Origin of the sequence: Chitinophaga arvensicola, from assembly GCF_900110835.1 — a bacterium.
GTDB classification, from domain to species: domain Bacteria; phylum Bacteroidota; class Bacteroidia; order Chitinophagales; family Chitinophagaceae; genus Chitinophaga; species Chitinophaga arvensicola.
This window is the reverse complement of the sequence record NZ_FOJG01000002.1, coordinates 2846481-2869283: the sequence shown is the minus strand read 5'-3', so window position 1 is coordinate 2869283 and position 22803 is coordinate 2846481. Positions and strand designations below refer to the sequence as shown.

General features: G+C 49.7%; 17 protein-coding genes. 6 read left to right on the top strand and 11 right to left on the bottom strand.

What is annotated here, in order from left to right; all coding sequences use genetic code 11:
* Positions 1 to 2: 2 nt before the first annotated feature.
* The 5 genes from BMW79_RS28670 to BMW79_RS28650 all read left to right on the top strand — a co-directional run bounded on the left by BMW79_RS28670 (position 3) and on the right by BMW79_RS28650 (position 9410).
* On the top strand, positions 3 to 1898 hold the full coding sequence (locus BMW79_RS28670) for an FG-GAP-like repeat-containing protein (RefSeq protein WP_089901463.1): 1896 nt from the start codon (positions 3 to 5) through the stop codon (positions 1896 to 1898).
* A 39-nt stretch (positions 1899 to 1937) separates the two neighbouring features.
* The gene (locus BMW79_RS28665) at positions 1938 to 2357 is read left to right on the top strand and encodes a c-type cytochrome (protein ID WP_089901461.1); all 420 of its coding nucleotides are present in this window, start codon (positions 1938 to 1940) and stop codon (positions 2355 to 2357) included.
* Positions 2358 to 2369: 12 nt separating this feature from the next.
* The gene (locus tag BMW79_RS28660) at positions 2370 to 4628 is read left to right on the top strand and encodes a DUF7133 domain-containing protein (RefSeq protein WP_089901458.1); all 2259 of its coding nucleotides are present in this window, start codon (positions 2370 to 2372) and stop codon (positions 4626 to 4628) included.
* A gap of 68 nt (positions 4629 to 4696) precedes the next feature.
* Positions 4697 to 6913, top strand: coding sequence for a GH92 family glycosyl hydrolase (locus tag BMW79_RS28655; protein ID WP_089901455.1), 2217 nt, complete (start codon positions 4697 to 4699; stop codon positions 6911 to 6913).
* A gap of 25 nt (positions 6914 to 6938) precedes the next feature.
* Complete coding sequence (locus BMW79_RS28650; protein ID WP_089904378.1) at positions 6939 to 9410, top strand: glycoside hydrolase family 95 protein; 2472 nt, start codon at positions 6939 to 6941, stop codon at positions 9408 to 9410.
* A 53-nt stretch (positions 9411 to 9463) separates the two neighbouring features.
* Here the strand turns inward: BMW79_RS28650 and BMW79_RS28645 are convergent, their stop codons facing one another.
* The 4 genes from BMW79_RS28645 to BMW79_RS28630 all read right to left on the bottom strand — a co-directional run bounded on the left by BMW79_RS28645 (position 9464) and on the right by BMW79_RS28630 (position 12777).
* Positions 9464 to 9850: a DUF3037 domain-containing protein gene (locus BMW79_RS28645; RefSeq protein ID WP_089901452.1), complete on the bottom strand. Its 387-nt coding sequence runs from the start codon at positions 9848 to 9850 to the stop codon at positions 9464 to 9466.
* Positions 9828 to 10631 carry a HipA family kinase gene (locus BMW79_RS28640; RefSeq protein WP_089901449.1) on the bottom strand — a complete coding sequence of 268 codons (804 nt, stop codon included), beginning with the start codon at positions 10629 to 10631 and terminating at the stop codon, positions 9828 to 9830. Before BMW79_RS28640 ends, BMW79_RS28645 begins: the two co-directional genes overlap by 23 nt.
* An 89-nt stretch (positions 10632 to 10720) precedes the next feature.
* Entirely contained in the window at positions 10721 to 11782 is a 1062-nt protein-coding gene (locus tag BMW79_RS28635; protein WP_089901446.1) for a winged helix DNA-binding domain-containing protein, read from the bottom strand.
* 53 nt (positions 11783 to 11835) lie between these two features.
* Positions 11836 to 12777, bottom strand: coding sequence for a helix-turn-helix transcriptional regulator (locus BMW79_RS28630; RefSeq protein ID WP_089901442.1), 942 nt, complete (start codon positions 12775 to 12777; stop codon positions 11836 to 11838).
* 92 nt (positions 12778 to 12869) lie between these two features.
* On the opposite strand from BMW79_RS28630, the gene BMW79_RS28625 reads away from it, so the two are divergent.
* Positions 12870 to 13802: a hypothetical protein gene (locus BMW79_RS28625; protein ID WP_143059293.1), complete on the top strand. Its 933-nt coding sequence runs from the start codon at positions 12870 to 12872 to the stop codon at positions 13800 to 13802.
* A 41-nt stretch (positions 13803 to 13843) separates the two neighbouring features.
* Here the strand turns inward: BMW79_RS28625 and BMW79_RS28620 are convergent, their stop codons facing one another.
* The 7 genes from BMW79_RS28620 to BMW79_RS28590 all read right to left on the bottom strand — a co-directional run bounded on the left by BMW79_RS28620 (position 13844) and on the right by BMW79_RS28590 (position 22803).
* Positions 13844 to 14677: a chitosanase gene (locus BMW79_RS28620; RefSeq protein WP_089901431.1), complete on the bottom strand. Its 834-nt coding sequence runs from the start codon at positions 14675 to 14677 to the stop codon at positions 13844 to 13846.
* A gap of 288 nt (positions 14678 to 14965) precedes the next feature.
* On the bottom strand, positions 14966 to 15817 hold the full coding sequence (locus BMW79_RS28615; protein WP_089901428.1) for an aldo/keto reductase: 852 nt from the start codon (positions 15815 to 15817) through the stop codon (positions 14966 to 14968).
* 80 nt (positions 15818 to 15897) lie between these two features.
* Positions 15898 to 16962 (bottom strand): hypothetical protein, encoded by a 1065-nt coding sequence (locus tag BMW79_RS28610; protein WP_089901425.1) that lies wholly within the window; start codon positions 16960 to 16962, stop codon positions 15898 to 15900.
* A gap of 83 nt (positions 16963 to 17045) precedes the next feature.
* On the bottom strand, positions 17046 to 18866 hold the full coding sequence (locus BMW79_RS28605) for a cytochrome-c peroxidase (RefSeq protein WP_218150473.1): 1821 nt from the start codon (positions 18864 to 18866) through the stop codon (positions 17046 to 17048).
* Complete coding sequence (locus BMW79_RS28600; protein WP_089901422.1) at positions 18853 to 20421, bottom strand: purple acid phosphatase family protein; 1569 nt, start codon at positions 20419 to 20421, stop codon at positions 18853 to 18855. The genes BMW79_RS28605 and BMW79_RS28600 overlap by 14 nt, the downstream gene beginning before the upstream one ends.
* A 10-nt stretch (positions 20422 to 20431) precedes the next feature.
* Positions 20432 to 21520 (bottom strand): phytase, encoded by a 1089-nt coding sequence (locus BMW79_RS28595; protein WP_089901419.1) that lies wholly within the window; start codon positions 21518 to 21520, stop codon positions 20432 to 20434.
* 17 nt (positions 21521 to 21537) lie between these two features.
* Positions 21538 to 22803: a hypothetical protein gene (locus tag BMW79_RS28590; protein ID WP_089901416.1), complete on the bottom strand. Its 1266-nt coding sequence runs from the start codon at positions 22801 to 22803 to the stop codon at positions 21538 to 21540.

Below are 22803 nucleotides of genomic sequence, written 5' to 3'. Positions count from 1 at the left end.
TCATGCGTTTTTCTTTTGTTTCCACGTTATTGCTCTTAGTATACACCGCGTCGTCCGCGCAAACGCTGCCCCGTGGCCTTAGCTTTGAGCCGGATTACCGCTTTACCGGCACTGGTATGAAAGGCTGGACATCTCAGGGCAATGCCAGCTGGGTAAGCCGCAACGGCGACATCACCGCCACTGCCAAACCCGGCAAAAGCGGCTGGGTGCTGCTGGACAGCTCCTACCAGGATGTTGGTTTTCACGCCTTGTTCAAAGCCGCACCCGGCACAGAAGCCGGCTTTTTATTCCGTGCAGAAAAAACAGACAATGGCATACAGGGCATCTTTGTATCCATAAAAAATGATACTACCACTGCCTACCGGATCACCCTGAAGGCCGATGGTACCGAAGTACAACGCACACCGCTGAGAGCAGCCGGCAGTATTGTACGCCTGGCACTGCCCCCTAAACCCGAATCGTCGAATAATAATAACCAGCCGGGCCGTCGTCCACCAGCGGCCGGACCGGCTTTACCACTCACCCGTCCGGAAACAGCCCTGCGAGTAAATGAATGGAACCAGATCGAAGTAATGCTGGATGCCGATATCATCCGCACATTCCTCAACGACGGCCGCGAGCTGGGTGGCGCTACAGAAGAACTGAACGGCTATGGCCCTGTAGGTTTATATGTAAGCAGTGGTACTGTGCAGTACAAAGACATCAGTGTAAAAGATATTGCCATCCGCCACCTGCCGGAAGAAAAGACCAGCGACCGTTTCCGCATTCAGCGGATCAACGACATGTACTATTCCTGGAGTGCCGCTGCAGCAGATTTTAACCACGACGGCTATACGGATATTGCCGCCGGTCTGAACGTTTTCTATGGCCCGGAGTATACCACTTCCCGCGAAATTAACCCGGCGCTGACTTACAATCCTTCCAAAGAATTTACGGAGATCAACTGCCAGTACACTTACGATTTTAATGGCGACGGCTGGCCGGATATCTTCAACGGTACCCCGCGCGCTGCCATCTACATCAACCCCAAAGGCGCTTCCCGTCGCTGGGAGAAATACGAAGTCATTACTTCTGTGCAAACAGAAGTGACCCTGTTCCAGGATATTGACGGTGACGGAAAACCAGAACTGGTGTACGGCGCCGATGGATTTGTACGCTATGCGAAACCGGATCCTTCAGATCCTACCAAACCCTGGATTGCACATAATGTATCGGAGAAAGGTTATTCCATGGGGCATGGCCTCGGTGCAGGCGATATTAACGGCGACGGACGTACGGATATTGTGAATGCCTATGGCTGGTGGGAACAACCGGCGCAACGTTCCGATTCTCCCTGGACTTACCACTCCGCTGTGCTGGGCCGTTACGGTCATCGTGCTACCGGCGCCGGCGGCTCCGTGATGGGCGTGTACGACATTAACGGCGATGGTTTGAATGATGTAGTGACCAGTCTTAATGCACATGGTTTTGGCCTGGCCTGGTTTGAACAGAAAAGAGATGCGAAGGGTGACATCTCTTTCGTGATGCATATGATCAGCGATGACTTCTCTACAAAAAATGCCGGTGATGTTACCATCTCTGAAATTCATGGTACTGCGGTGGCAGATATAGACGGCGATGGTATTCCCGATTTTGTAGTGGGTAAACGTTACTGGTCGCATCTCGATAATCATTTTGATCCCGATCCTTATGGTGCGCCGGTGGTGTATGTGTATAAAACGGTGCGCAACCCCAAAGCTCCGGGAGGAGCGGAGTTTGTACCGGAACTGGTACACAACCGCTCCGGTGCAGGATCCGATATCCTGGTGACCGATCTCAATAAAGACGGCGCGATTGATATCATTACCTCTACCGACAGAGGTACCTTTATTTTCTGGAATAAAACAAAGCAGCACTAATAAAAAATTGGTTGTATTTTATAAATCTGTATTACAAATATGAAACGTTTAGCTATTCCGTTCTTTTTACTGATGTGTGTCCTGGGTAACGCTAATGCCCAAACGAAACCGGCTGCCGGTGCAAAAAAAGCGCCTGCCAAAACTGCTCCTTCCGCCAAACAGAAGCCTGCCGCAGCCCCCGCTATTAAACCCCAGGACATCGAAGATGGTAAAATGCTTCTGACCAAATCTGATTGCCTCGCCTGTCATAAAGTAGATACAAAGCTGGTAGGACCGGCTTATGCAGAGGTGGCGAAAAAATATCCGTACTCTGCGGCCAACGTAGACCTGTTATCTTCCAAAATCATCAACGGTGGTTCCGGTACCTGGGGCGCAGTGCCAATGGCTGCCCACCCATCTCTGGCGGCCGCTGATGCAAAGAAAATGGTGAGTTATATTCTCTCTTTAAATGCTAAATAAAGTTCCGCGTTCATGAAAAGAAATACATTACTGGTAATTGTGCTGTCCGGCTTCAGCCTGTTTATTTATCAATGCAAAGTGTCCAATAAAGTATCCGGTGTGAAAAAGGATGCTGCCGGAAATATTATTGTCAATCCCAAACCTTCCCCCGCTTATCAGTCGGTGAAGGAAAGCCTGAAATCCATCCAGGTACCGGAAGGATATCATGTGCAACTGGTGGCCAGCGAACCGATGATCAAAGAGCCGGTGGCCATTGTATGGGATGGCAACGCCCGCATGTATGTAGCAGAAATGCGCACGTATATGCAGGATATCAACGGTACCGGTGAAAACCAGCCCATCTGCCGTATTTCCCTGCTGGAAGATACCAACGGCGACGGTACTATGGATAAAAGTTCTGTGTTCATCGACAGCCTCGTACTGCCGCGCATGATGCTGTGTATAGGGCATAAGTTGCTCGTCAATGAAACCTTCACCTATAATATCTGGAGTTACCAGGATACCAATGGTGATGGTGTAGCAGATGCAAAAGAACTGGTATACAAAAATGACCGGCCTGATACCCGCAACCTGGAACACCAGAAGAGCGGCCTCGTATGGAATATGGACAACTGGATTTATGTAAGCTGCGATCCGGTACGCTATCGTTATGTGGCCGGTAAACTGGTTCCTGATAGCCTGACCAACTCGCCCGGTGGGCAGTGGGGACTGGGTAACGACGACTACGGCCGTTTGTATTTCTCCAGTGCGGGTGCAGAAATTCCGGCACTCGGTTTCCAGATCAATCCGTCTTATGGCTTCCTGAATCCCGGTGATCAGTACAACCGCGACTTCCTCGCCGTATGGCCTATCATTGCTACGCCGGATGTACAGGGTGGTATGAACCGCCTGCGTCCGGACACTACACTGAATCACTTTACCGCCAGCTGCGGACAGTCCGTTTTCCGGGGAGATGCCTTACCGGCAGACCTGAAGGGCGACCTCCTCATCTGTGAGCCGGTGGGCCGTTTGATCCGTCGTGCAAAAGTATCCGATGTAGAAGGAAAGATCACGCTGAAGAATGCTTACGAAGGACAGAAAGAATTCATCACTTCCTATGATATGAACTTCCGCCCGGTGAATACTACCACCGGTCCGGATGGTTGCCTGTACATAGTAGACATGTATCGTGGCATTATCCAGGAAGCCACCTGGACGGCGGAAGGCAGCTTCCTGCGTCCGCGCATCCTGGAGAAAGGGCTGGAGAAAAATATTGGTCGCGGCCGTATTTACCGCCTGGTACATGATGGCTACAAACCTGATGCAAAGCCTCACCTGCTGGATGCAACCGGTAGTACCCTCGTTACTTATCTCGATCATACCAACGGTTGGTGGAGAGAAAATGCACAGAAAGAAATCATCGCCAATGGTGATCTGTCTGTGGTGCCTGCACTGAAAGAAATTGCGCTCGGTAAACATGCCACTATCGGTAAAGCTACCGGCGCCCTGGCACGTATTCATGCACTGTGGACCCTCGAAGGACTGCATGCCATTGATAAAGAAACGTTGTTTGCCGCCTACGGCGACGCCGATGCACAGGTAAGAAAAGCAGCAGTATGGATCAGCGAAAGCTTCCTGAAAAAAGATGATGAAACCGTGATAGCTAAAGTGGCTGCATTGCAGAACGATCCTGCTGCCCAGGTACAGATCCAGCTGGCATTGTCTTTATCTGCCAGTCATTCCGAAAAGGCAAAAGCCATACAAACCGCTATGGTCAACAAATCCAGCTATTCAAAAATGCTGGCCAGCGTGGCCAACAGTGTGGAAGTAAACAACAATACCAAACTGTTTGGCAGCCGCCTGGCGAATATGCCGGCCGCACACCGTAACCTGATCCTCAATGGCGCCAATATCTACAAGCAACTCTGCTCTACCTGCCACGGTCCCGATGGTAAAGGCATTGTAGTAGGCGGCGGTACTGCTGCGGCGCCACCATTTGTAGGTTCCAAACGCGTAAACGGTGATAAGGAACTGATGATGAAAATCCTGCTCAACGGTTTATCCGGTCCGATCGACGGAAAAACCTATACCGATGTGATGGCGCCGTTTGGAGCCACCAACACCGACGAATGGGTAGCCTCTATCCTGAGCTATGTGCGTTACAATTTCGGCAAAAACGAAAAAGGTAAATCGCCCGTGATCGAAGTGGAGAACGTAAAGAAAATGAGAGAAGCGACTGCAGGCAGAGATAAATTCTGGACCCTGGAAGAACTGGAAGCAAACGGTAAATAAATCAATAGCTATACATGCGTAATCCCCTGCAATACACCGCAGGGGATTATGCTATTAAATAAACCAGGATGAAAATTATTTTAAATACAGGCATTGCTTTGTTACTGGCGGTGGCTGCAAATGCGCAGTCGGTAACAAAATATGTAGATCCATACATCGGATCCGGCGGTCATGGACATGTGTTTGTAGGCGCCAGCGTTCCTTTCGGTGCGGTGCAGGCCGGACCGACCAATATCTTTAAAGGCTGGGACTGGGATTCCGGCTACAACTACGGTGATAGTATCCTGATCGGTTTTTCACACCTGCACCTGAATGGTACGGGCATCGGTGATCTGGGAGATATCCTGGTGATGCCTTATACGGGGGAAATTAAAACGGATAAGGGCACAGAAGCCAATCATCGCAGCGGCTATGCTTCGTTGTATTCGCACCGCAATGAAGTGGTAAAGCCGGGCTTTTACAGTGTGTTGCTGGAAGACTATAACATCCGGGCCAGCTTAACCGCCACAGAGCGGGTAGGTTTTCACCGGTACCAGTTTCCCGGTGGTAAAACAGCCCGCGTAATCGTGGATCTGAAAGAAGGTACGCAGGATAAAGCCACTGAAACATTTATAGAAAAACTAAACGATAGTACGTTTACGGGTTACCGTTATTCCACCGGTTGGGCAAAAGAACAACAGGTGTATTTTGCTATTCGTACATCCGTACCCGTAAAAAATTTCCAGGTGTACAATGAAGCGCAACTGCTTCCGGGTACACAAGGGAAAGGCAACGCAGGAAAAGGTTTACTGAGCTTTGGCGATGGTGCACAAACCGTGGAACTGAAAGTAGGGATCTCACCGGTAAGTGCTGCCAACGCATTGGGCAATATCGAAGCAGAAGTGCCCGGCTGGAATTTTGACCAGGTAGCACAGCAGGCAGATAACAGCTGGAATAAAGAACTGTCGAAGATAGAGGTAACGACAAAAACAGAGAAAGAGAAACGGATCTTTTATACGTCGCTGTACCACACCATGATCAATCCCGCCATGTACAATGACCACAACGGCGACTACCGTGGCGCGGATAAAAAAGTATACCACGATAACAGTTTTACCAACTACACCATTTTGTCTACCTGGGACACCTATCGTGCAGCGCATCCGCTATATACGCTGATTGCGCCGGAGCGGGCGGCAGATATGGTAAATACCATGCTGGGTATTTATGAGCAGCAGGGAAAATTGCCGAAGTGGCATCTCTACGGCTACGAAACCGGTACCATGGTAGGGATCAGCAGTATGCAGATTGTAGCAGAAGCTTATCTGAAAGGTATCAAAGGGTTTGATGCAGAACGTGCATACAAAGCGATTAAGGGTACGGCCATGTCTGATAGTCTTGGTATGATGTTCACAAAGAATTTTAAAGTAATTCCCAACGATCAATACCGCCGCTCTGTTGCCACCGCGATGGAAAACGCCATCAGCGATGCCAGCACAGCCCTGATGGCAAAGCAGCTGGGGCATACAGAAGATTACCGTTATTTTCAGCGCCGTGCTGCCAATTATAAATTGTATTTTGATCCGGCCAGCGGTTTTTTCAGGGGAAGAAATGCGGCAGGTGTAATGGCGCCGGATTTTAACCCGGTGCATGCACCGAACCCTGAACTGGCAGAAGGGAATTCGTGGCAATACCTGTGGCTGGTGCCACAGGATGTAACGGGACTGACGACTTTACTCGGTGGTAAAAAAGCGATGGCCGCCAGGCTGGATACTTTCTTCTCCCTGCCGCTCACGGCAGAAAAAGAAGTGCTGGCTGATCTCACAGGGTTGATAGGACAGTATGCACATGGCAATGAACCTGGTCATCATATCGCCTACCTCTATACGTATGTAGGACAGCCCTGGAAAACAGCAGAGAAGGTGCGTTACATTATGAAAGAAATGTACCATGATCAGCCGGATGGCATTATCGGTAATGAAGATTGCGGGCAGATGGGCGCCTGGAATGTTTTCTCTGCCATGGGATTTTATCCCGTGTTTCCCGCATCTGGTAAGTATGTGATCGGCAGCCCGGCGGTAGACAAAGCCGTGATCCATACCGGCGCCGGTGAACCGTTTGTAATGGAAGCTATTGACAACAGCCCGGAGAATATTTATGTGCAAAGCATTACCTTAAACGGTAAAGCCTACACGAAAACATACCTGTTACATGCAGACCTCCTCAAAGGAGGTGTGTTGAAAATAAAGATGGGTAACAAGCCCAATTATAAGTTCGGTGTTTTGAAAGAAAACCAGCCGGAATAAACTATTTAGCCTAATGATAAATTTCATGCGAAGAAACAAACCCGCTATAGCCGTCTGCGTTATAGCACTGATGACATCGCTCCCCGCATTTGCACAGCGCGCGGAGCTGAAACTGCGGTACGACCGTCCTTCAGGTAAAGTGTGGGAAGCCGCGCTGCCGGTAGGTAACGGCCGGCTGGCCGCCATGGTATACGGTAATCCGGAAGGAGAACTGATACGGTTAAACGAAAATACGGTATGGAGCGGTAGCCCCAACCGGAACGATAACCCACATGCGCTGGCGGCACTGCCCGAAATCAGGCAACTGATTTTCGACGGAAAAATGAAGGAAGCCAGTCAGATGGCCGCCAAAAATATCCAGGCAGAGAAGATCAATGGCATGTGCTATCAGCCGGTAGGCGATCTGCAACTGACCTTTCCGGGGCATGAACAATACACTGGCTATGCACGGGAACTGGATCTGCAAACAGCAGTGGCTACCACCACTTACACAGTAAATGGTGTGAAATATACCCGGCAGGTACTGGCGTCTATTCCCGATCAGGCGATCATTGTACAGCTCACCGCCAGCAAACCCGGTAGCCTCACTTTCAGCGCAGGTATGAAAAGCCCGCAGAAATCCAGTGTAGCCGCAAAGGGAAACAACGAGCTGGTATTGTCTGGTATCAGCGGTGATAAAGACGGCGTTCCCGGAAAAGTGAAGTTCCAGTCGCAGGTGAAATTTAAAACCACCGGTGGTAAATCCGCTGCAAACGGAGATGCGATCAGCATCACCGGCGCAGACGCCGTGACCATCTATATTTCCATTGCCACTAACTTTGTGAATTACGCTGATCTGAGCGGGGATGAAGTGGCCCGCACCACGGCCTATATGAACAAAGTATGGCCAAAGAATTTCAGCGGTCTGCTGAAAGATCATATCGCAGCTTACCAGCGTTTCTTTAACCGGGTACAGCTCGATCTTGGTACTACAGATTCCGTTAAAAATCCTACCGATATCCGTGTGCGCGATTTCAGGAACGGCAACGATCCGCAACTGGTTACCCTCTATTTCCAGTTTGGCAGATACCTGCTCATCGCGGCTTCCCAGCCCGGTGGCCAGCCGGCCAACCTGCAGGGAATCTGGAATCCGCTCATGGATCCACCATGGGGTAGCAAGTATACCATCAACATCAATACAGAAATGAATTACTGGCCTGCAGAAGAAACCAATCTGACGGAAATGCATGAGCCATTGATACAGATGGTAAAGGATTTATCCGTTACCGGCCGCGAAACAGCGAAAGTGATGTATGGCGCCGGTGGTTGGGTAACGCACCACAATACAGACCTGTGGCGTATTACCGGCCCGGTTGATGGTATCTATTCTGCGATGTGGCCGATGGGCGGCGCCTGGTTAAGCCGGCATACCTGGGAAAAATACCTGTTCAATGGAGACCAGCAATACCTGAAAACCGTGTACCCTGCTTTAAAAGGTGCATCGGAATTTTACCTGGACTTTCTCGTGGAAGAACCAACGCATAAATGGCTGGTAGTATCTCCTTCCATGTCGCCGGAAAATAATCCGAAAGTATATCCGGGCGTGTCTATCGCGGCAGGTGCTACCATGGATAATCAACTGGTATTTGATCTCTTCTCCAATACAATCCGTGCAGCAGAAATCTTACAGACAGATAAAGCACTGGTGGATAAAATGAAAGCAGCCCGCGACCGGCTCCCGCCTATGCAGGTAGGCCAGCACAGCCAGTTGCAGGAGTGGCTGCAGGACCTGGATAATCCAAATGATAAACACCGTCACGTGTCGCATTTATTCGGATTGTACCCGGCCAACCAGATTTCTCCTTACCGTACACCGGAGTTATTTACCGCGGCACGCAACTCTCTTATCCAGCGCGGAGACGTATCTACCGGCTGGTCTATGGGCTGGAAAGTAAACCTCTGGGCGCGTTTGCTGGATGGCAACCACGCCTGGAAACTGATCAAGGATCAGCTTACACCTGCAGGTGTGAATAAAGGCGAAAACAGCGGTGGTGGTACTTATCCCAATCTCTTTGATGCGCATCCTCCTTTCCAGATTGATGGTAACTATGGCTGCACGGCGGGCATCTGCGAAATGCTGCTGCAAAGCCAGGATGGTGATATTCACCTGTTGCCGGCTTTACCGGAAGACTGGAAAAAAGGACGGGTTAGCGGATTACGCGCCCGTGGCGGATTTGAGATCCAGGAAATGGTATGGGACAATGGTCAGCTGAGCAAAATCACAATCCGTTCCACACTGGGTGGCAATTGCCGCCTGCGGGTACCGAATGCATTAAAAGAAAACGGACAGCTGAAAGTAGCATCGGGTAACCAGACCAATGCGTTCTTCCAGATAGATCCGGGAGCACCGGCACTGGTGAGCGACAAAGCAAAACTGGATGTACTGGCTTTGCCCAACACCGTAGTATATGATCTGCCTACACAGGCTGGTAAAACATATACGTTTGTGAGGAAGTAAATAATGAGTATTATAAAAAAGGGAAGGCTGCATAAATTGCAGCCTTCCCTTTTTTATAATACTAACTGCTGATGTAACCGCAGTAATGTTTCGTCTGCTTTCCCGTTACAAAACCCGGGATGCACTTTAGAGGTTTGTACCACACTGCTCCTGGTGGCTGTTAGCCAACGGAAGCGGCTGGCCATATCCAGTGCGCCGATGGGGCCTCCTGCTTTGCTGCCTTTGGAAATTTCTACAAAGGCGTCCAGGTAGGGGCGGATGGTGTTGATATCTGTCTGAGGAGAAAAGGTGCGTAGTTTCTCTTCATTCAACGTATAGACAGCCTGTAAGAATTTTTGTTGTTTACAGTAAAGGATCACACCAACATTCAGGAATTCTTCCCGCTCTACGCTAGGCACCACGCGTATTACGGCATACTCATATAAGTGATTGTCTTGCATGTTGTGCTTCTTTTACAAAAATGCCGGAATGGCTGATCCGGTTCGTTAAAAATTCAAAATATACCTGCCTTCTTTCTTCCGGGGATGCATCTGCCGGATCTTCACTGCGCAACCACTCTTCCGGGATGAGCTGCACAACGGCGCGGATCCGTTCCGGCGTGAGCAGCAGGCGGAAGGCAACGTCCACCTGTTCCAGTTCTGCGGCCTGTGGCAGCAGCACATGGTCCTTTACCTGCACAAAGGGGCGGAGTGATTGTTCCTGCCAGTTTTGCCAGGAGTGATGAAAATAAAGCGATGCGCCGTGATCAATGAGCCAGAGTTCATTGCGCCACATCAGCATATTGGTGTTACGTGGTGTACGGTCTACGTTGGTAAGAAGGCAATCGAGCCATACTATCTTTGATGCCAGCAGGGGATCAATTTTATTCACGGTAGGATCGTAGGTGGTAGCGCCGGAAAGATAGTGCAGGGCCAGGTTCAGTCCTACGCTTTTTTTCAGGAGGTCCTGGATTTCCTCATCGGGTTCGGTGCGGCCAAAACCGGCGTCCAGGTTGGCAAATACCAGTTCGGGAATTTTAAGTCCGACGAGGCGGGCCAACTCACCACCGATCAGTTCCGCAATCAGTGCTTTCACGCCCTGGCCTGCACCCCGGAACTTCAGGGCATACAGGAACCCGTCATCTGCTTCGGCGATAGCCGGCAGCGAACCGCCTTCCCGTAACGGTGTTACGTAGCGGGTTACATTCACCGTTCTAAGCTGAAGTTGAATATCGTCTGTCATGATCGTTTTCTTGAATGTATATCTGCCAGCAAAAGTAGCTATAGTTATTCACTATCAACGTATCACCGGTTATTTTGTTAGCGTTGCGTTCACGCCATCTCTTTTTTGTTTTTGCCCAGGAAGGCAGCGTAGGAGGATATAGCTGCTTCCAGTACCCGTGTTGTTTTGCTGCCGGGAGTGATCATTTGCGTACTCACTTCCACGCCCGTACGACTTTCTTTCCGGCTCCAGGTACCCACCACCTGACCGTTCACGACAATCACCGGTTTGAAGATGCCATACCCTGTTTCTGCCATTTTTGTGGCAGGTAATATATCGCTGCGGTCTTTGTAGGCCACTGCATATTCATCATACGCGGGCAGCAGCAGGGTAGCAGGGGCCGGTTTCACAGGCTCCTCCCGGGTAAACCAATAGGCCTGCCCGTTAGTCACAATATGATGGAGCGCCGTTTTATTTAATACCAGGCCTGTTTTAATATCTGCCATATTCAGTCCGCTCCACCATTGAAAATCGGTTACAGTAGCCGGGCCACGGCTGCGGAAGTAACGCAACGTGAGCTGTGCAATAGCTTCATCACGTTCCAGGATGGGGGTGCTGGCCGCACGATTTGCCAGCAGGGCATAGGTAAATTGTTTCCCCTGCCGTGGACCGCTGCATATCAGTCCTTCCAGCTCGGCATCCATGAGGAGGAATCCCAGGCGGATATCATCGGTATTGATTTTTGCTTTGTGGAGCAGGGGGAGTATAGCCGTTCGCGTGAGAAAGGGCTGGTCGCTCAGCGCCTGGCCGAGGATCGTTCTGCTGCGGTGGAGATCTTTCTCTGAAATCCCCAGCTTTTCATGCAGCCGTTTATTGAATGCTTTTATTCTGGGAGCGGTGAGTTGCAGCATCCAGCCAATATCTTCCGGCGCCACGAAATGCCAGGTGGGCCGCAGTACATGGGTGCGAAGCAGGCGTCCTTCGTTAAAATCTTTTTCTATGGAAGCGTCGGTACTACCTTGTACACGGTTACCAATTGCCCATTTGGCGCCGGCATAATCCTGGGCCTGGACGCAGCCCATCCATTGTATCAGTTCAGCGGGCCGGGTAAAGTGTGAATGCAGTAGTTGCTGGTGCTGCTGCCGGAGTTTTGCTATCTGCGGACTGTTCATATCCCAAAATTACCGGGCCGCTGTGACAACGGTATGTCAGTTGTTGGCAGGAACTAGGAAACTTTTTCCAGCATTTCCTGTAACCGGCTCTTAACCAATGTTTTCAGGGAAACGGGGGTAATAATATCGGCCTGATCGGCAAAAGTGATATACCAGCGGGAAAACGCCTGGATACAGGGGGCCTCAAAGGTCATCCGGGTATGTGTAGGGCCGGCCTCTTCCTGTTCAAAGCCATAATTATATTTCTGCTCTGTGAGGTAACGGGCCATGTTATTGTGTACGTTGATGACCACCGGGAACGATTGCCCGTTGTCCTTCGGCCGGTCTGCCAGGTATTCCGACAGGGAGATATGTGTTTGCTGAAAAGGTTTGCCGGTATCTTTCACCGACAGCATTCTTTCTGTTCTGAACGGATGGTATTTTTTAGAGGTCCTGCAAAAAGCGATGGCGTTCCAGGTGCCGTTTTCCTGGAAGATGCCAATCGGTTCTATATCCCTTTCATTTACGCCCTTGTCAGTCGCATATTGGATATGCAGGGTGTTTTTTTCGCCGATGGCTTTAATCACCAATGGCAGCGTGTCGTTGAGCAGGTGATTATGTTCCGATACTTTATGTTTGACCGCAATATTTTCTTCCATTTCTTCCAGCACTTTTTTCTGGGCATTGCGTAGTACAGCTTTCACTTTGAACATGGCGCCTTTGAAGCGTTCGCTGTTCTGCAGGTCGGCGTGGTTCTCCAGTATTTTTTCCGCCATGAGGAAAGCAATCACTTCTTCTTCCGTAAACATCACCGGCGGTAGCCGGTAGCCTTCCATGATGGAATAGCCCAGTCCTTTTTCTCCGATAACGGGTACGCCTGCCTGTTCCAGGGAACGTACGTCGCGGTACACGGTGCGCAGGCTCACATCAAAGCGGTCGGCTATCTCCTGGGCCAGCACCAGTTTTTTTGATTGCAGGTGAATGAGGATGGCGGTCAGCCGGTCAAATCGGTTCATCGTTGGAATAAGTATTATAAAAACTAAATTACTGCTTTTCGCCGGATATGAGTTTTAGTACCTTTGCGCGCACAGATAACAGCTATAAATTTATGATGAAACGTTTGTTTGTTACTTTATTACTCCTGACCGGCGGCACTATGGCCGTTTCCGCGCAGGCTGATCTGAAAAAGAATGTGAGCGATACAATTTTGCAGAACCGCCAGCTGCTGCTGGCAGGCACCTTTAATGGCCAGAAAGCATTGCTGCAATTGTTCCCCGGCAAGTATTACCGCCTGGAAAACGGCAACGAACTGATCAACTGGGAATGTAAAACCTGCAAACCTGCACCCAATGAAGATGTCAATGAAGATGGACAGGCCACTTTTCCTTTTAAAGACGGGGTGGCAACGCGCCTGATGAATGTGATGGACTTCCGTGATTCCAGCGGACAACAATACAAAGTGATCAGTTTTAATCATTCTGAATACGATCCGGAAGGACTCCAGGTATCCCGCTTTACGGGTGGAGTGCTGGGCCTCGCCAAATTTGTACTCACCGACCAGGGCTGGAAACTCCGGATGTTTCAGCCGGCTATCAAAGCGTACGGCGCTTTTTCACAATCACCCACGCCAAAGCCTTTGCTGATCGGCAACGATCAGTATGCGTTTATGATTGAGCATATCAACGGCCCGGGTGGTGGTCCTTTTGATGGCGCTGATTACCTCATTGCAGGTATCAACGGCGGCTACAAACAGATCATGGCGGCCTATGGTACGAAAAGAACGGAGGTGGGTGCAGAAGAGGACCTGTCGTCCTGGACCAGTGAATACACCGTACCACCCAGTGATAAGAAATATTTTCGAGATATCGTGATTACTTTAAAAGGGATTGTGACCGCCAGTGATACGGACCGGTTGCCGGATGAAGTGAAAGCTTTGCTGAAAGGAAAAAAGAAAGCGCGTTTTATTGCTGTAGAAAGATATGTGTATAGTAGTAAAGGATACCAGCTGCAAGGACCGGTGAAAGCCAGTTTAGTGAACTGATGATATAGGAGGGGGCTTTACTGGCCCCCTTCTTTTTGCCTTTATTTTATGCTGTAATCCACATCATATATTTTCCATTTCAAGGGAGGGGTAAGGCTCAGGTTATGTTCACGTAAGAACTTTCTTTGCGCGCCTTCCACTCTGCTCACATCATCATGCGCGGCCTCTTTTTTCATTTCTGTTACACGGTTGTTTAAGAATATCTCCAGGTATGCTTCTTCTCCTCCTCCTGCCGCCGGAGTAGTTGCAGAAAGCAGCGTCTTATTCCTGATCTGTTCCAGTCCTTCATACCCGTGCATAACAGCTGCATCAAAATAAATAAACTGCCCCAGGATATTTAAACCGTCTTTTTTTGCCAGCTCGCGGGCAGGAAAAAAATAAAGACTATCACATACCTGTACCTGGATTTGCTGGAAAAGCGTATCCTTTGCGGCCTGACGCCAGGCAGCCGGAAAGCCGGGATCAAGACCTGCATGGGAATCGCTGCCATTGACCCTGATCAGTGCCGGCAGGTAGGCCGACAATACATTGCCGGGTGCTTTTGACTGGTACAGGTTTACCAGTTGCAGTACATCGCCGGTGCCGGTAGTAAAGCCAACGATACCCGTCGTATAACCGCGTCCATCTTTAATGTCTTCCACATACTGAAACTGACCCCGCCAGTCGAGCGTACTGTTTTCCGCACTGGCTACCAGTTGCATGGCTATTTCCTTTTTGGCCGGATCTCCGAGATCTGCGCCGGCAGCAGCTTTTCCCCCGCTGGTATCAATAGTGGTGATATTCTCTTTTTTTGTACAGGACAGCAGTACGATCAATCCACATGCGATACTGCTCCATCTGAATAAGGGAAGTAACTTTTTTGAATAAGTACTCATCGGTAATTGTTGTAGGTTTTGACGTGAAGGAATATGTTGAACTGTTTCAATAATACAGCATAGGCGTGTGACTATTTTTTGTTGCAGGTAAAGCAGGTATTCCAATAAATGCTAAATCGATTCTAGTGCAATGTAAGGGGCAATTGAATGGAAGGGAACGGGGCCGGTTGTTTTTAGAGAATGTTTAACATTTAATTTTTATTCAATTTGTAGGGGTGCGTCATAAAACAACGGGAGCTTCAAAGTAACACCTTGAAGCTCCCGTTGTGCTTATTTTGTATGGTTTCCTTACTTACTCAGTGCCTGAAAATCTTCTTCAGATAATTCGATGGAAGCTGCTTTGAGATTCTCTTCCAGGTGTGCGAGACTTTTGGTACCCGGGATCAGCAGGATGTTGGAAGCACGTTTCAACAGCCAGGCCAGTGCAATCTGTGCAGTGGTAGCATTGTGACGTGCCGCTATTTTACTGATTTTTTCTTCCAGGGTGTGCGGACCGGAAGCCAGCGGATACCAGGGAATAAAGGCAATTCCTTTTTCTACGGTATAATCCAGTACGGATTCCCATTGGCGGTTGCCGAGGTTATAGAGGTTTTGTACAGAAACGATGGGCAATACTTTGGCTGCCTGCTCAATCTGTTCCACATTCACTTCAGATAATCCTACGTGTTTGATTTTACCTGCCTTTACTGCGGCTACTACCGGCGCCAGGGTTTCTTCTAAGGGTACATTCGGGTCTATGCGGTGTAACTGCCAGAGATCAATGGTATCTACTTTCAGGTTCCGGAGGCTTTCCTCGATATTCTGAGTGATCCATTCCGGGCGGCCATCAGGTATCCATTGTTGGGCGTTGGGGCGCTGGAAGCCGCCTTTGGTGGCGATAACGAGGCCTTCCTGGTAAGGATGCAGGGCATCTGCAATCAGGCGTTCATTGAAACCGGGGCCATAAGCCGCAGCGGTGTCGATAAAGTTCACGCCGGAAGCCACTACCTGTTGCAATACTTTGATCGCATTGGGACGGTCGGCTACTTCGCCGAAAACCCCGGCGCCGGCTAACTGCATAGCGCCATAACCTAAGCGGTTAATTTGTAAGTCACCACCTAACAAAAAGGTGCTGGTGGATGATATTTGTGTCGTTGCCATTTTTCTTGATTTTGATGGATCAAAGGTAAGTGGAAGCCGACACCTGAAAATTGTGAAAACAACAGCATTAGTTGTATTAATCAAAGAATCCCCGCATACGCCATGGTAATCTCTTTTGCACGTGCCGCTGTTTCCGGCCGGCCCAGGTAACCGGCGTACCAGGAAGCCGCCTGCCAGGTCATGATATGTTCGCAGGCTACCATATGATCGGTCATTTCCAGTAATCCCTTCTGGATACTGGCAATGCCTGGTTTCAGCAGGGGATTTACCAGTTTGCCGCCCCAGTCGATCGCCTCAAGTTTGCCATCAAAACGGGCTAGTCCGGCGAGGAGTTCCGTTTTATACTGCTGCCATAACTTATGATCCCGTTCCAGCTGGGCTTTGGCTACTTTCATGTGTTCGTTGAAGTATTTGTTGCGTATTTGCTTTTCTTTTAAGGGATCTGCCCCGCTGTATTCCCCCATTTTCACAATAGGTAAGGCTTTTAGCTCGGCAGCTTCTTTTGCGGATAACGCCTGGTGTGCAGATTCATCCGGTTTGGATAAAGGCCGGTAATATTTTGTGTCCAGGGCTTGCTGGTATTGCAGCATTTCTTCTGTCAGCTTCCTGATGTCTATGGCTTCTTTGCCGGGGTCGGCGGATTTATTGGCAGCAGCTGATGGTGAGGGGGCTTTGATATGATAACTGCTCAGGAACTGTTGTATATATGCTATTTTTTCTTCCTCGCTTTTTTCCTCAAAGGCGGCCGCAAACTTTTCGTCGCCCTGCAGTTTGAGATAGAATGCTTTCATAGCAGCCTGCATTTCGGGGCTGCCATTCACAAATGCATTGCCGCTTTTTGCGAGTGATACCGCCACATCTGCCTGCTGTTCCGTTGTTTTCGGAGCCTCGTTGGGGTTGGCTTCCAGTTTGGTCATCACCGCTGCCAGCTGATCCTGAGCCTGCTGGTAGATGGCCTGCCTGGTATTCACGGTGCTCACTGTTGCTGTGGGAGGATGTGCATATTTATAGGCTTCTTCCAGGGAAGCCGGTGGGGCGGGGATACTGGCTGCAATGGGCTGGAGCTTTATTTTGAGTGCAGTTTGCGCTATGGTGGCGATGCCGGAAATACAAAGTATCCCGGCCATGCCGATGATCTTTTTCATGATGGGGTTATTTACCCGCAAAGGTACCAGGTGGAGGGGCACCAGCTATCCGTATAAGTCTTGGAAAATAAAAATCAGTAGTTCTACGGAGCAGCCGGTTTATCGGTCAGCGCGTGCATAAACGCTACCAGGTCGCTGATTTCTGTATCGCTCAGGTGAAGCGGGGTGGGAGAAAGGGTCTGATAGGGATCGTTCATACCAATGCCATTACCACCGCCGGCATTATAAAAGGCCATTACTTTTTCCAGGTCGCGGAAAGCGCCGTTGTGCATGTAAGGGGCTGTCATGGCGCTGTTGCGGACGGTTGGCGTTTTAAACGCACGCTGGTAAAATTCGATCGGGAAAAACTCATAACGGCCGCTATCCTTGTCGGCTTGTGGATGCAGCAGGTCGTCGTTGGCTGGCATGCCGAGATTCTCAAATTCGGTGAACTGGTACAATGGTGGCGTAAGACCGTTGAACAGCGGTGCGAAGTGGCAGGTAGCGCACTGGGCTTTGCCGGTAAACAAATTGAAGCCCCGGATCTGTGCGGGTGTCATGGCCTGTTTGTTCCCTGCAAAATAATCATCCATGGCGCTGTTCATCGGCGCCAGGGTGCTGAGATAAGCCGCTATGGCGGTAGCTATCTGTGGCATGGTGATACCCGTATCGCGAGGGAATGCTTCGCGGAAAGCATCCCTGTAAAAAAGACTATCCTTTAAACGGGCCACAATCACGGCGTGGTTGCCGTTCATTTCCTGCGGATTGCTGATCACAGTCAGGATCTGTTTTGATAAAGTACCGGCCCTTCCATCCCAGAACTGCGCATATTGAAACGCCGCATAGGAAAGTGCCGGGGCATTTCTTCTCACGCTGGTTGTACCATCAATGGCAGTACTGGTGCGTAAACCATCAGTAAAATATAGTTCCGGCCGGTGACAGGTAGCGCAATTACGCCCATTGTTGCCGGATAATGCTTTTTCAAAAAACAGCTTTTGGCCGAGTATCTTTTCTGCCTCCGTATATACCTGCCCGTTAGCAAATGCAGCGGGGTCCAGGGCATCTTTGCTGAACAGGTTTTTTGCCTTGTAATTAAGCGCACTGCGGGTATGCAGTTCCAGTTGCAGCGATGTTATCAGCGTATTCACCGCCTCCTGTAAAGGAAGACCGTATGCTGTGAGGAATTGAAGCCGGTCGAAGGTGTCAAAGTCGGGATGTGCATCGAGGTAGTGTATGCACTGTTGCAGGTAAAGACTAACTTTCTTTGTTTCGGGAGAGAGGCTCGCTAACCAGGGTGCCAGCACGGCCTGGAGTGTACGCACCGATTGTGCTGTTTCGGCAATACCGCTCTTTAATTCCGGTGCATCATAACCGGTGATGCCACCGGCGTACAGGCGTACCAGTTCGATGCGGATGCTTTCCATAATGGCTTTGTCGCTGGTACTGAACTGATACAGCAGGGAAGGAAGATCGGCGGCCGCCGTGCTGATCACATGGGCTTCCGTTTCCAGTATCTTCTTATGGGAAACAGGATCTTTATCAAACAATAATACGGCTATCTGCTGTAAACCTGATGGCGCCTGGTATTCCATGTAGGGCTCATCTATTTCTGTTTTAGCAGGACGGTTGTACACCATCGAGGAGGAAAAGAAAAAGTAGTCGAGGAAGAATTCTATCTGCTTATACTGCAGGCGGCTTTTTTTCAGTGCTTTTTTGGCGGCAGTAATACTTTCGGGATGTTCAGTGCTGATAGCATGAATGGCTTGTTCCAGTTCCAGGGAGGCGGCCGAAAAATCTTCGGCGCCTTCCCTGAAAATGGCAATGGTATTGGTAACACCGTTATCGTTGGCAGATTGCTTGAATCCCCAGGCGGCGAACACCGCCAGGAGTATAAACAAGCTCCATATGCACTTACTTCGACGCATATACGGTGAAGGTATCTTTGATATTGTTGTACGCATCCACCACGGTATATTTTGTTACCGCTGCAGTAGGCGTTACCGTTATACTGCGGGTGTTGTCGGTACGGTTATTCCATTTGTAGGTACCAATGAAGGAGGCGGTCAATACAGCGGGTTGTCCTTTTTTGATGCGGATCTCCGTATTCCGGTTCACGTTTTTCATCATGGTAAACTGATCGCGGATGATGCCATCAGCGCAGATCCATTTCAGGTCCAGCCGGTTGTCCTGTATTTCCAGGATACTGGAACCACCATGTGCCTGGTCTGCAAAGTACATGGCGTGGTGCGGATAGATAGATTGTTTGCCACCCAGTTTTCCCGCAGAACCGCTCACTACATATACGGTACCTGTATTGTGCACACTATCCTTCACGTAAGGCGCGGAGTTGGGAGCGCCATCGTATCTGCCGGAAGAGTTGCTCACATTGTGTTTGGCGGGATTGAAGCTGGCTACCGGACCATAATGTCCTTTGATCAGGCGGCTTCTTTCGTAATCATGACTATGACCGTTCAATACCAGGTCTACTCCGTTACGTTCCAGTATCTGGATAAAGTTTTCGCGGATGTGTACCAGTTCATCTTCTTCATCAGAGTTGTGAGAACCCATGGTATAAGGAGGATGATGCCAGTAGGCGATAACCCAGCCTTTGTTTTTATTGGCAGCCAGGTCTTTTTTAATCCAGGTTACCTGTGGCCCGGTGGTATCGTAGAGACGATAGGCGCTGTCTTCTTTACCATAGCTGTCGAGCGACAGGAAATGGATATTCCCGATGTCGAAGGAATAGAAAGAAGGGGAGTGCGAGGGCACACCACCGGATTCACCTTCGGAAGGCATGGAGAAATTCTGGTAGTAATTGGTCTGGTGCGACAGCTGTGCATACGCTTCCGAGATATCGGTATCATGGTAATCATGATTGCCGGGAGCCGGGAACAGCGGATACTTTTTCAGCAGGTCGTCTTTGTATACATTGAAGAACTTACTCTGGTATTCTGCATCCGTACCATTTGGATAAGCGTTGTCACCCAGCAGGATCCAGGCATTCAGGTAATTATTACCGATATACTTTATCAGCTGTTCCTTTACGAGTTGCTGATTGGTAGAACCATCGCCGCAGTCGCCCAGTGCCGCAATGCGGTACAGGTCTGTTTTACCTGCTTCGGGAAGCGTTGTAAAGAAATTGTCTGCATTGCCCTGCAATACGTTTTTGTAATCACCGATGCTGTAATAGTAGCGGGTGTTGGGCTGCAGGTGCGTGAGTAACACTTTATGCTCTGTTACCAGGTTGGCGTCATCTGCCTGCTGATCCAGTTTATCCGGCGAAGTGCCGTAAAATACACGGCTGCGGGCGGAAGCATCGGTGCGCCAGCGGATCAGCATCTGTTGGGTGCCTGCTGCCTGGAGATAGGGACCACGGATCAGTTTTGCCGCGATGGAGACTTTCTTTGCGGCCACTTCCTGTGCCTGTACCGGCAATAAACCGGCAAACAGGCACAGGAAAGCGAGAAGAATTGATTTCATATGAGAGATACTATTTTTTTGTTGGCGCATAGTCCAGCTGCTTACCGGCGATATCTTCCCAGCGATAATAATGGAAAGTCCGGTCGTCACTCATCACTACAAACAGCCCATGACGGAAGGTATCGTTCAACGGTATATTCACCACGTCCGAACCATCGCTGTGACCTGCACTCACTTTCACTATTTTCTGTAAGGTATGGGTAGTGCCTGTTCTGTTGAAGATATGAAATTTGTTGGCACCCTGGTCGGATACCAGGATATATCCCTTTTCCGGCCCGGTTTTGTAAATGGAAATACCTTCATGATCCTCTGTAAATCCGGTAGTGGCGAACAATGATAATTCTTCGTTACCTTTTTCAGGATCGGCATAGTATTGTCTTACGCCATGTTGTTCATCGGAATAATAGATATACCCGGCTTCATTGTCTACCGCGATGGATTCTATTTCTTTTTTACCGCTATACTGTCCGAACTTACGTACCAGGGTAGCTTTTATTTTGCCGGCGCCATTGTCGGAGAGCCGGTATTGCCACAGGTAGCTGCCATCCTGCGGACCGGTTTTACGGCCTACAATGGCGTAGTGTTCTCCTTTTTTATTGGTGTATACCGCGATGCCCATACCATCCCGGTATTGTTTTTCTGTTTCCCCTTCAAACACCGGAATACCGCCATCATCGATGGGTTGCATATCCGGCAGGGAGAAGAAACGGAGTTTATGGGTGATACGTTCGGTGGTAACGGCATAGTCTACACGTTTTCCGTTGAGCAGCAGGCCATAGGCGATGTCCACATTGTTGGGACGTTGCAGGTGAGATACCACCTGTTTGATCTTTCCGTTGAGGTCAAATACATACAGGGCGCCTTCGGCCGATTTATCGGTACCTATTACCAGGCTTTGTGCCGGGTTGGCCGGGTTTACCCAGATGGCCGGATCGTCGGAGTCAAATTGTACCGGTTCGGTGATGATCACCGGTTTGATGGCCACAGTGGTGTCTGTATATACCTGCTGGCTGGTGGCTTTGCTCACTGGTCTTGCGCAGGCAAGAAAACACAGCAGTCCGGGGACTGCTGCGGAAAATAATATATTACGTTTAATCATGGATGTTAGTACGTTGATTAGTTTTTGGTACCGAAGGCGCCGATGTTGGAAGAAGGAGCAGGGGAGGCGTAGTTGCGGTCGTTTACTACCAGTCCACCCGGGAAATTACGGGTAAAGGCAGTGGTACCGGCGCCGAGGGCAGGTGAACCGGCCTGTACATGGAAGTCCCAGCTCTGGTTGAAATCTGCGTTATTCATCGGTGTATTCAATGGATAATTCACAAACTTCGGATCGTTCTCACCGGCTTTGGTGCCAATGATTTCGTTCTTACCACCTACGATATCGGCAGAAGGCTGAAACTGATTTACCGTTGCCTGGTCAAAGCCATAGTAAAGATCGTGGCTCACTACGGAGCGGGAGTCTTCCGGTTTTTTGGTATCTCTCTTCACACCAAAACGTGCGTTGGCAAACAGGTTATTGTGAAGCTCTGCAAATACAGTGGCTTCCAGCCAGATAGAACCACCTTTTACGGTAGGTCTTCTCCAGCCGGTATTGAGGATGGTGTTGTTATATGCGATCACGTGTGCCTGTGGTGTTTTGGTACCGGAGTTCGACAGTTTCAGGGCATTGGTATTGGTAGCATAAAACAGGTTGTAGCTTACATCTGCCACGCAACCGGATTTGATGTTGATACCTTCTCCGCCGGTGATGCCGGTGCTGTAGAACTGGTTACCGGTGAAGATAATGCTGCCTCCTTCAATATAAGTACAATCTTCATTGAAATTGCGGAAGATACTGTTGTTGACTACCAGTTTGCCACTGGCATTGCTAAACCATAATGCGGGCAGGTTTTCGCCACTCACCGCTTTGTACAGTCCCATTTTCACAGAAGTGGAAGATTCTGTGGTGGTAGATCCGCCGTATTCCAGGATGGTATTATCCAGCAGCAGTTCTGCGCAGGTAGGTGCAGCCAGGATACCGCCCCATTGCTTACCGAATTTACGGCTGTCGGTGCGGTAATTTTCTTCGATGGTAAATCTCACCGGGGCTTCTTTGGTCCCCATAGAATAGAGATTACCTTTTACAATTACTTCCGGTTTTACGAGGGTGTCCATGATCACGAGTACACCTTCTTCAATCACCAGTGTTTTACCTTCCGGAACAATGATGTCGCCGGATACGCGCTGGATGCTGCCTTTGGGCCAGATACCCCACACGTCGCCGTGTACATCACCGGAACCGGTGATGGCTTCACTGAGATCCACATCGCTGTTGGCTTTTTTACAACCCGTGGCTACGGCCACTAAGAGTATTGCGTAAAGGAGAATTTTTTTATAGTTCAT

Coding starts and splice junctions, on each gene's coding strand:
- BMW79_RS28625 (WP_143059293.1), top strand. CDS start 12,870: ATGATGAAACGTTTGTTTGTTACTTTATTACTCCTGACCGGCGGCACT.
- BMW79_RS28595 (WP_089901419.1), bottom strand. CDS start 21,520: ATGATTAAACGTAATATATTATTTTCCGCAGCAGTCCCCGGACTGCTG.
- BMW79_RS28615 (WP_089901428.1), bottom strand. CDS start 15,817: ATGGCAACGACACAAATATCATCCACCAGCACCTTTTTGTTAGGTGGT.
- BMW79_RS28650 (WP_089904378.1), top strand. CDS start 6,939: ATGCGAAGAAACAAACCCGCTATAGCCGTCTGCGTTATAGCACTGATG.
- BMW79_RS28640 (WP_089901449.1), bottom strand. CDS start 10,631: ATGACAGACGATATTCAACTTCAGCTTAGAACGGTGAATGTAACCCGC.
- BMW79_RS28610 (WP_089901425.1), bottom strand. CDS start 16,962: ATGAAAAAGATCATCGGCATGGCCGGGATACTTTGTATTTCCGGCATC.
- BMW79_RS28655 (WP_089901455.1), top strand. CDS start 4,697: ATGAAAATTATTTTAAATACAGGCATTGCTTTGTTACTGGCGGTGGCT.
- BMW79_RS28645 (WP_089901452.1), bottom strand. CDS start 9,850: ATGCAAGACAATCACTTATATGAGTATGCCGTAATACGCGTGGTGCCT.
- BMW79_RS28635 (WP_089901446.1), bottom strand. CDS start 11,782: ATGAACAGTCCGCAGATAGCAAAACTCCGGCAGCAGCACCAGCAACTA.
- BMW79_RS28590 (WP_089901416.1), bottom strand. CDS start 22,803: ATGAACTATAAAAAAATTCTCCTTTACGCAATACTCTTAGTGGCCGTA.
- BMW79_RS28665 (WP_089901461.1), top strand. CDS start 1,938: ATGAAACGTTTAGCTATTCCGTTCTTTTTACTGATGTGTGTCCTGGGT.
- BMW79_RS28600 (WP_089901422.1), bottom strand. CDS start 20,421: ATGAAATCAATTCTTCTCGCTTTCCTGTGCCTGTTTGCCGGTTTATTG.
- BMW79_RS28620 (WP_089901431.1), bottom strand. CDS start 14,677: ATGAGTACTTATTCAAAAAAGTTACTTCCCTTATTCAGATGGAGCAGT.
- BMW79_RS28670 (WP_089901463.1), top strand. CDS start 3: ATGCGTTTTTCTTTTGTTTCCACGTTATTGCTCTTAGTATACACCGCG.
- BMW79_RS28605 (WP_218150473.1), bottom strand. CDS start 18,866: ATGCGTCGAAGTAAGTGCATATGGAGCTTGTTTATACTCCTGGCGGTG.
- BMW79_RS28660 (WP_089901458.1), top strand. CDS start 2,370: ATGAAAAGAAATACATTACTGGTAATTGTGCTGTCCGGCTTCAGCCTG.
- BMW79_RS28630 (WP_089901442.1), bottom strand. CDS start 12,777: ATGAACCGATTTGACCGGCTGACCGCCATCCTCATTCACCTGCAATCA.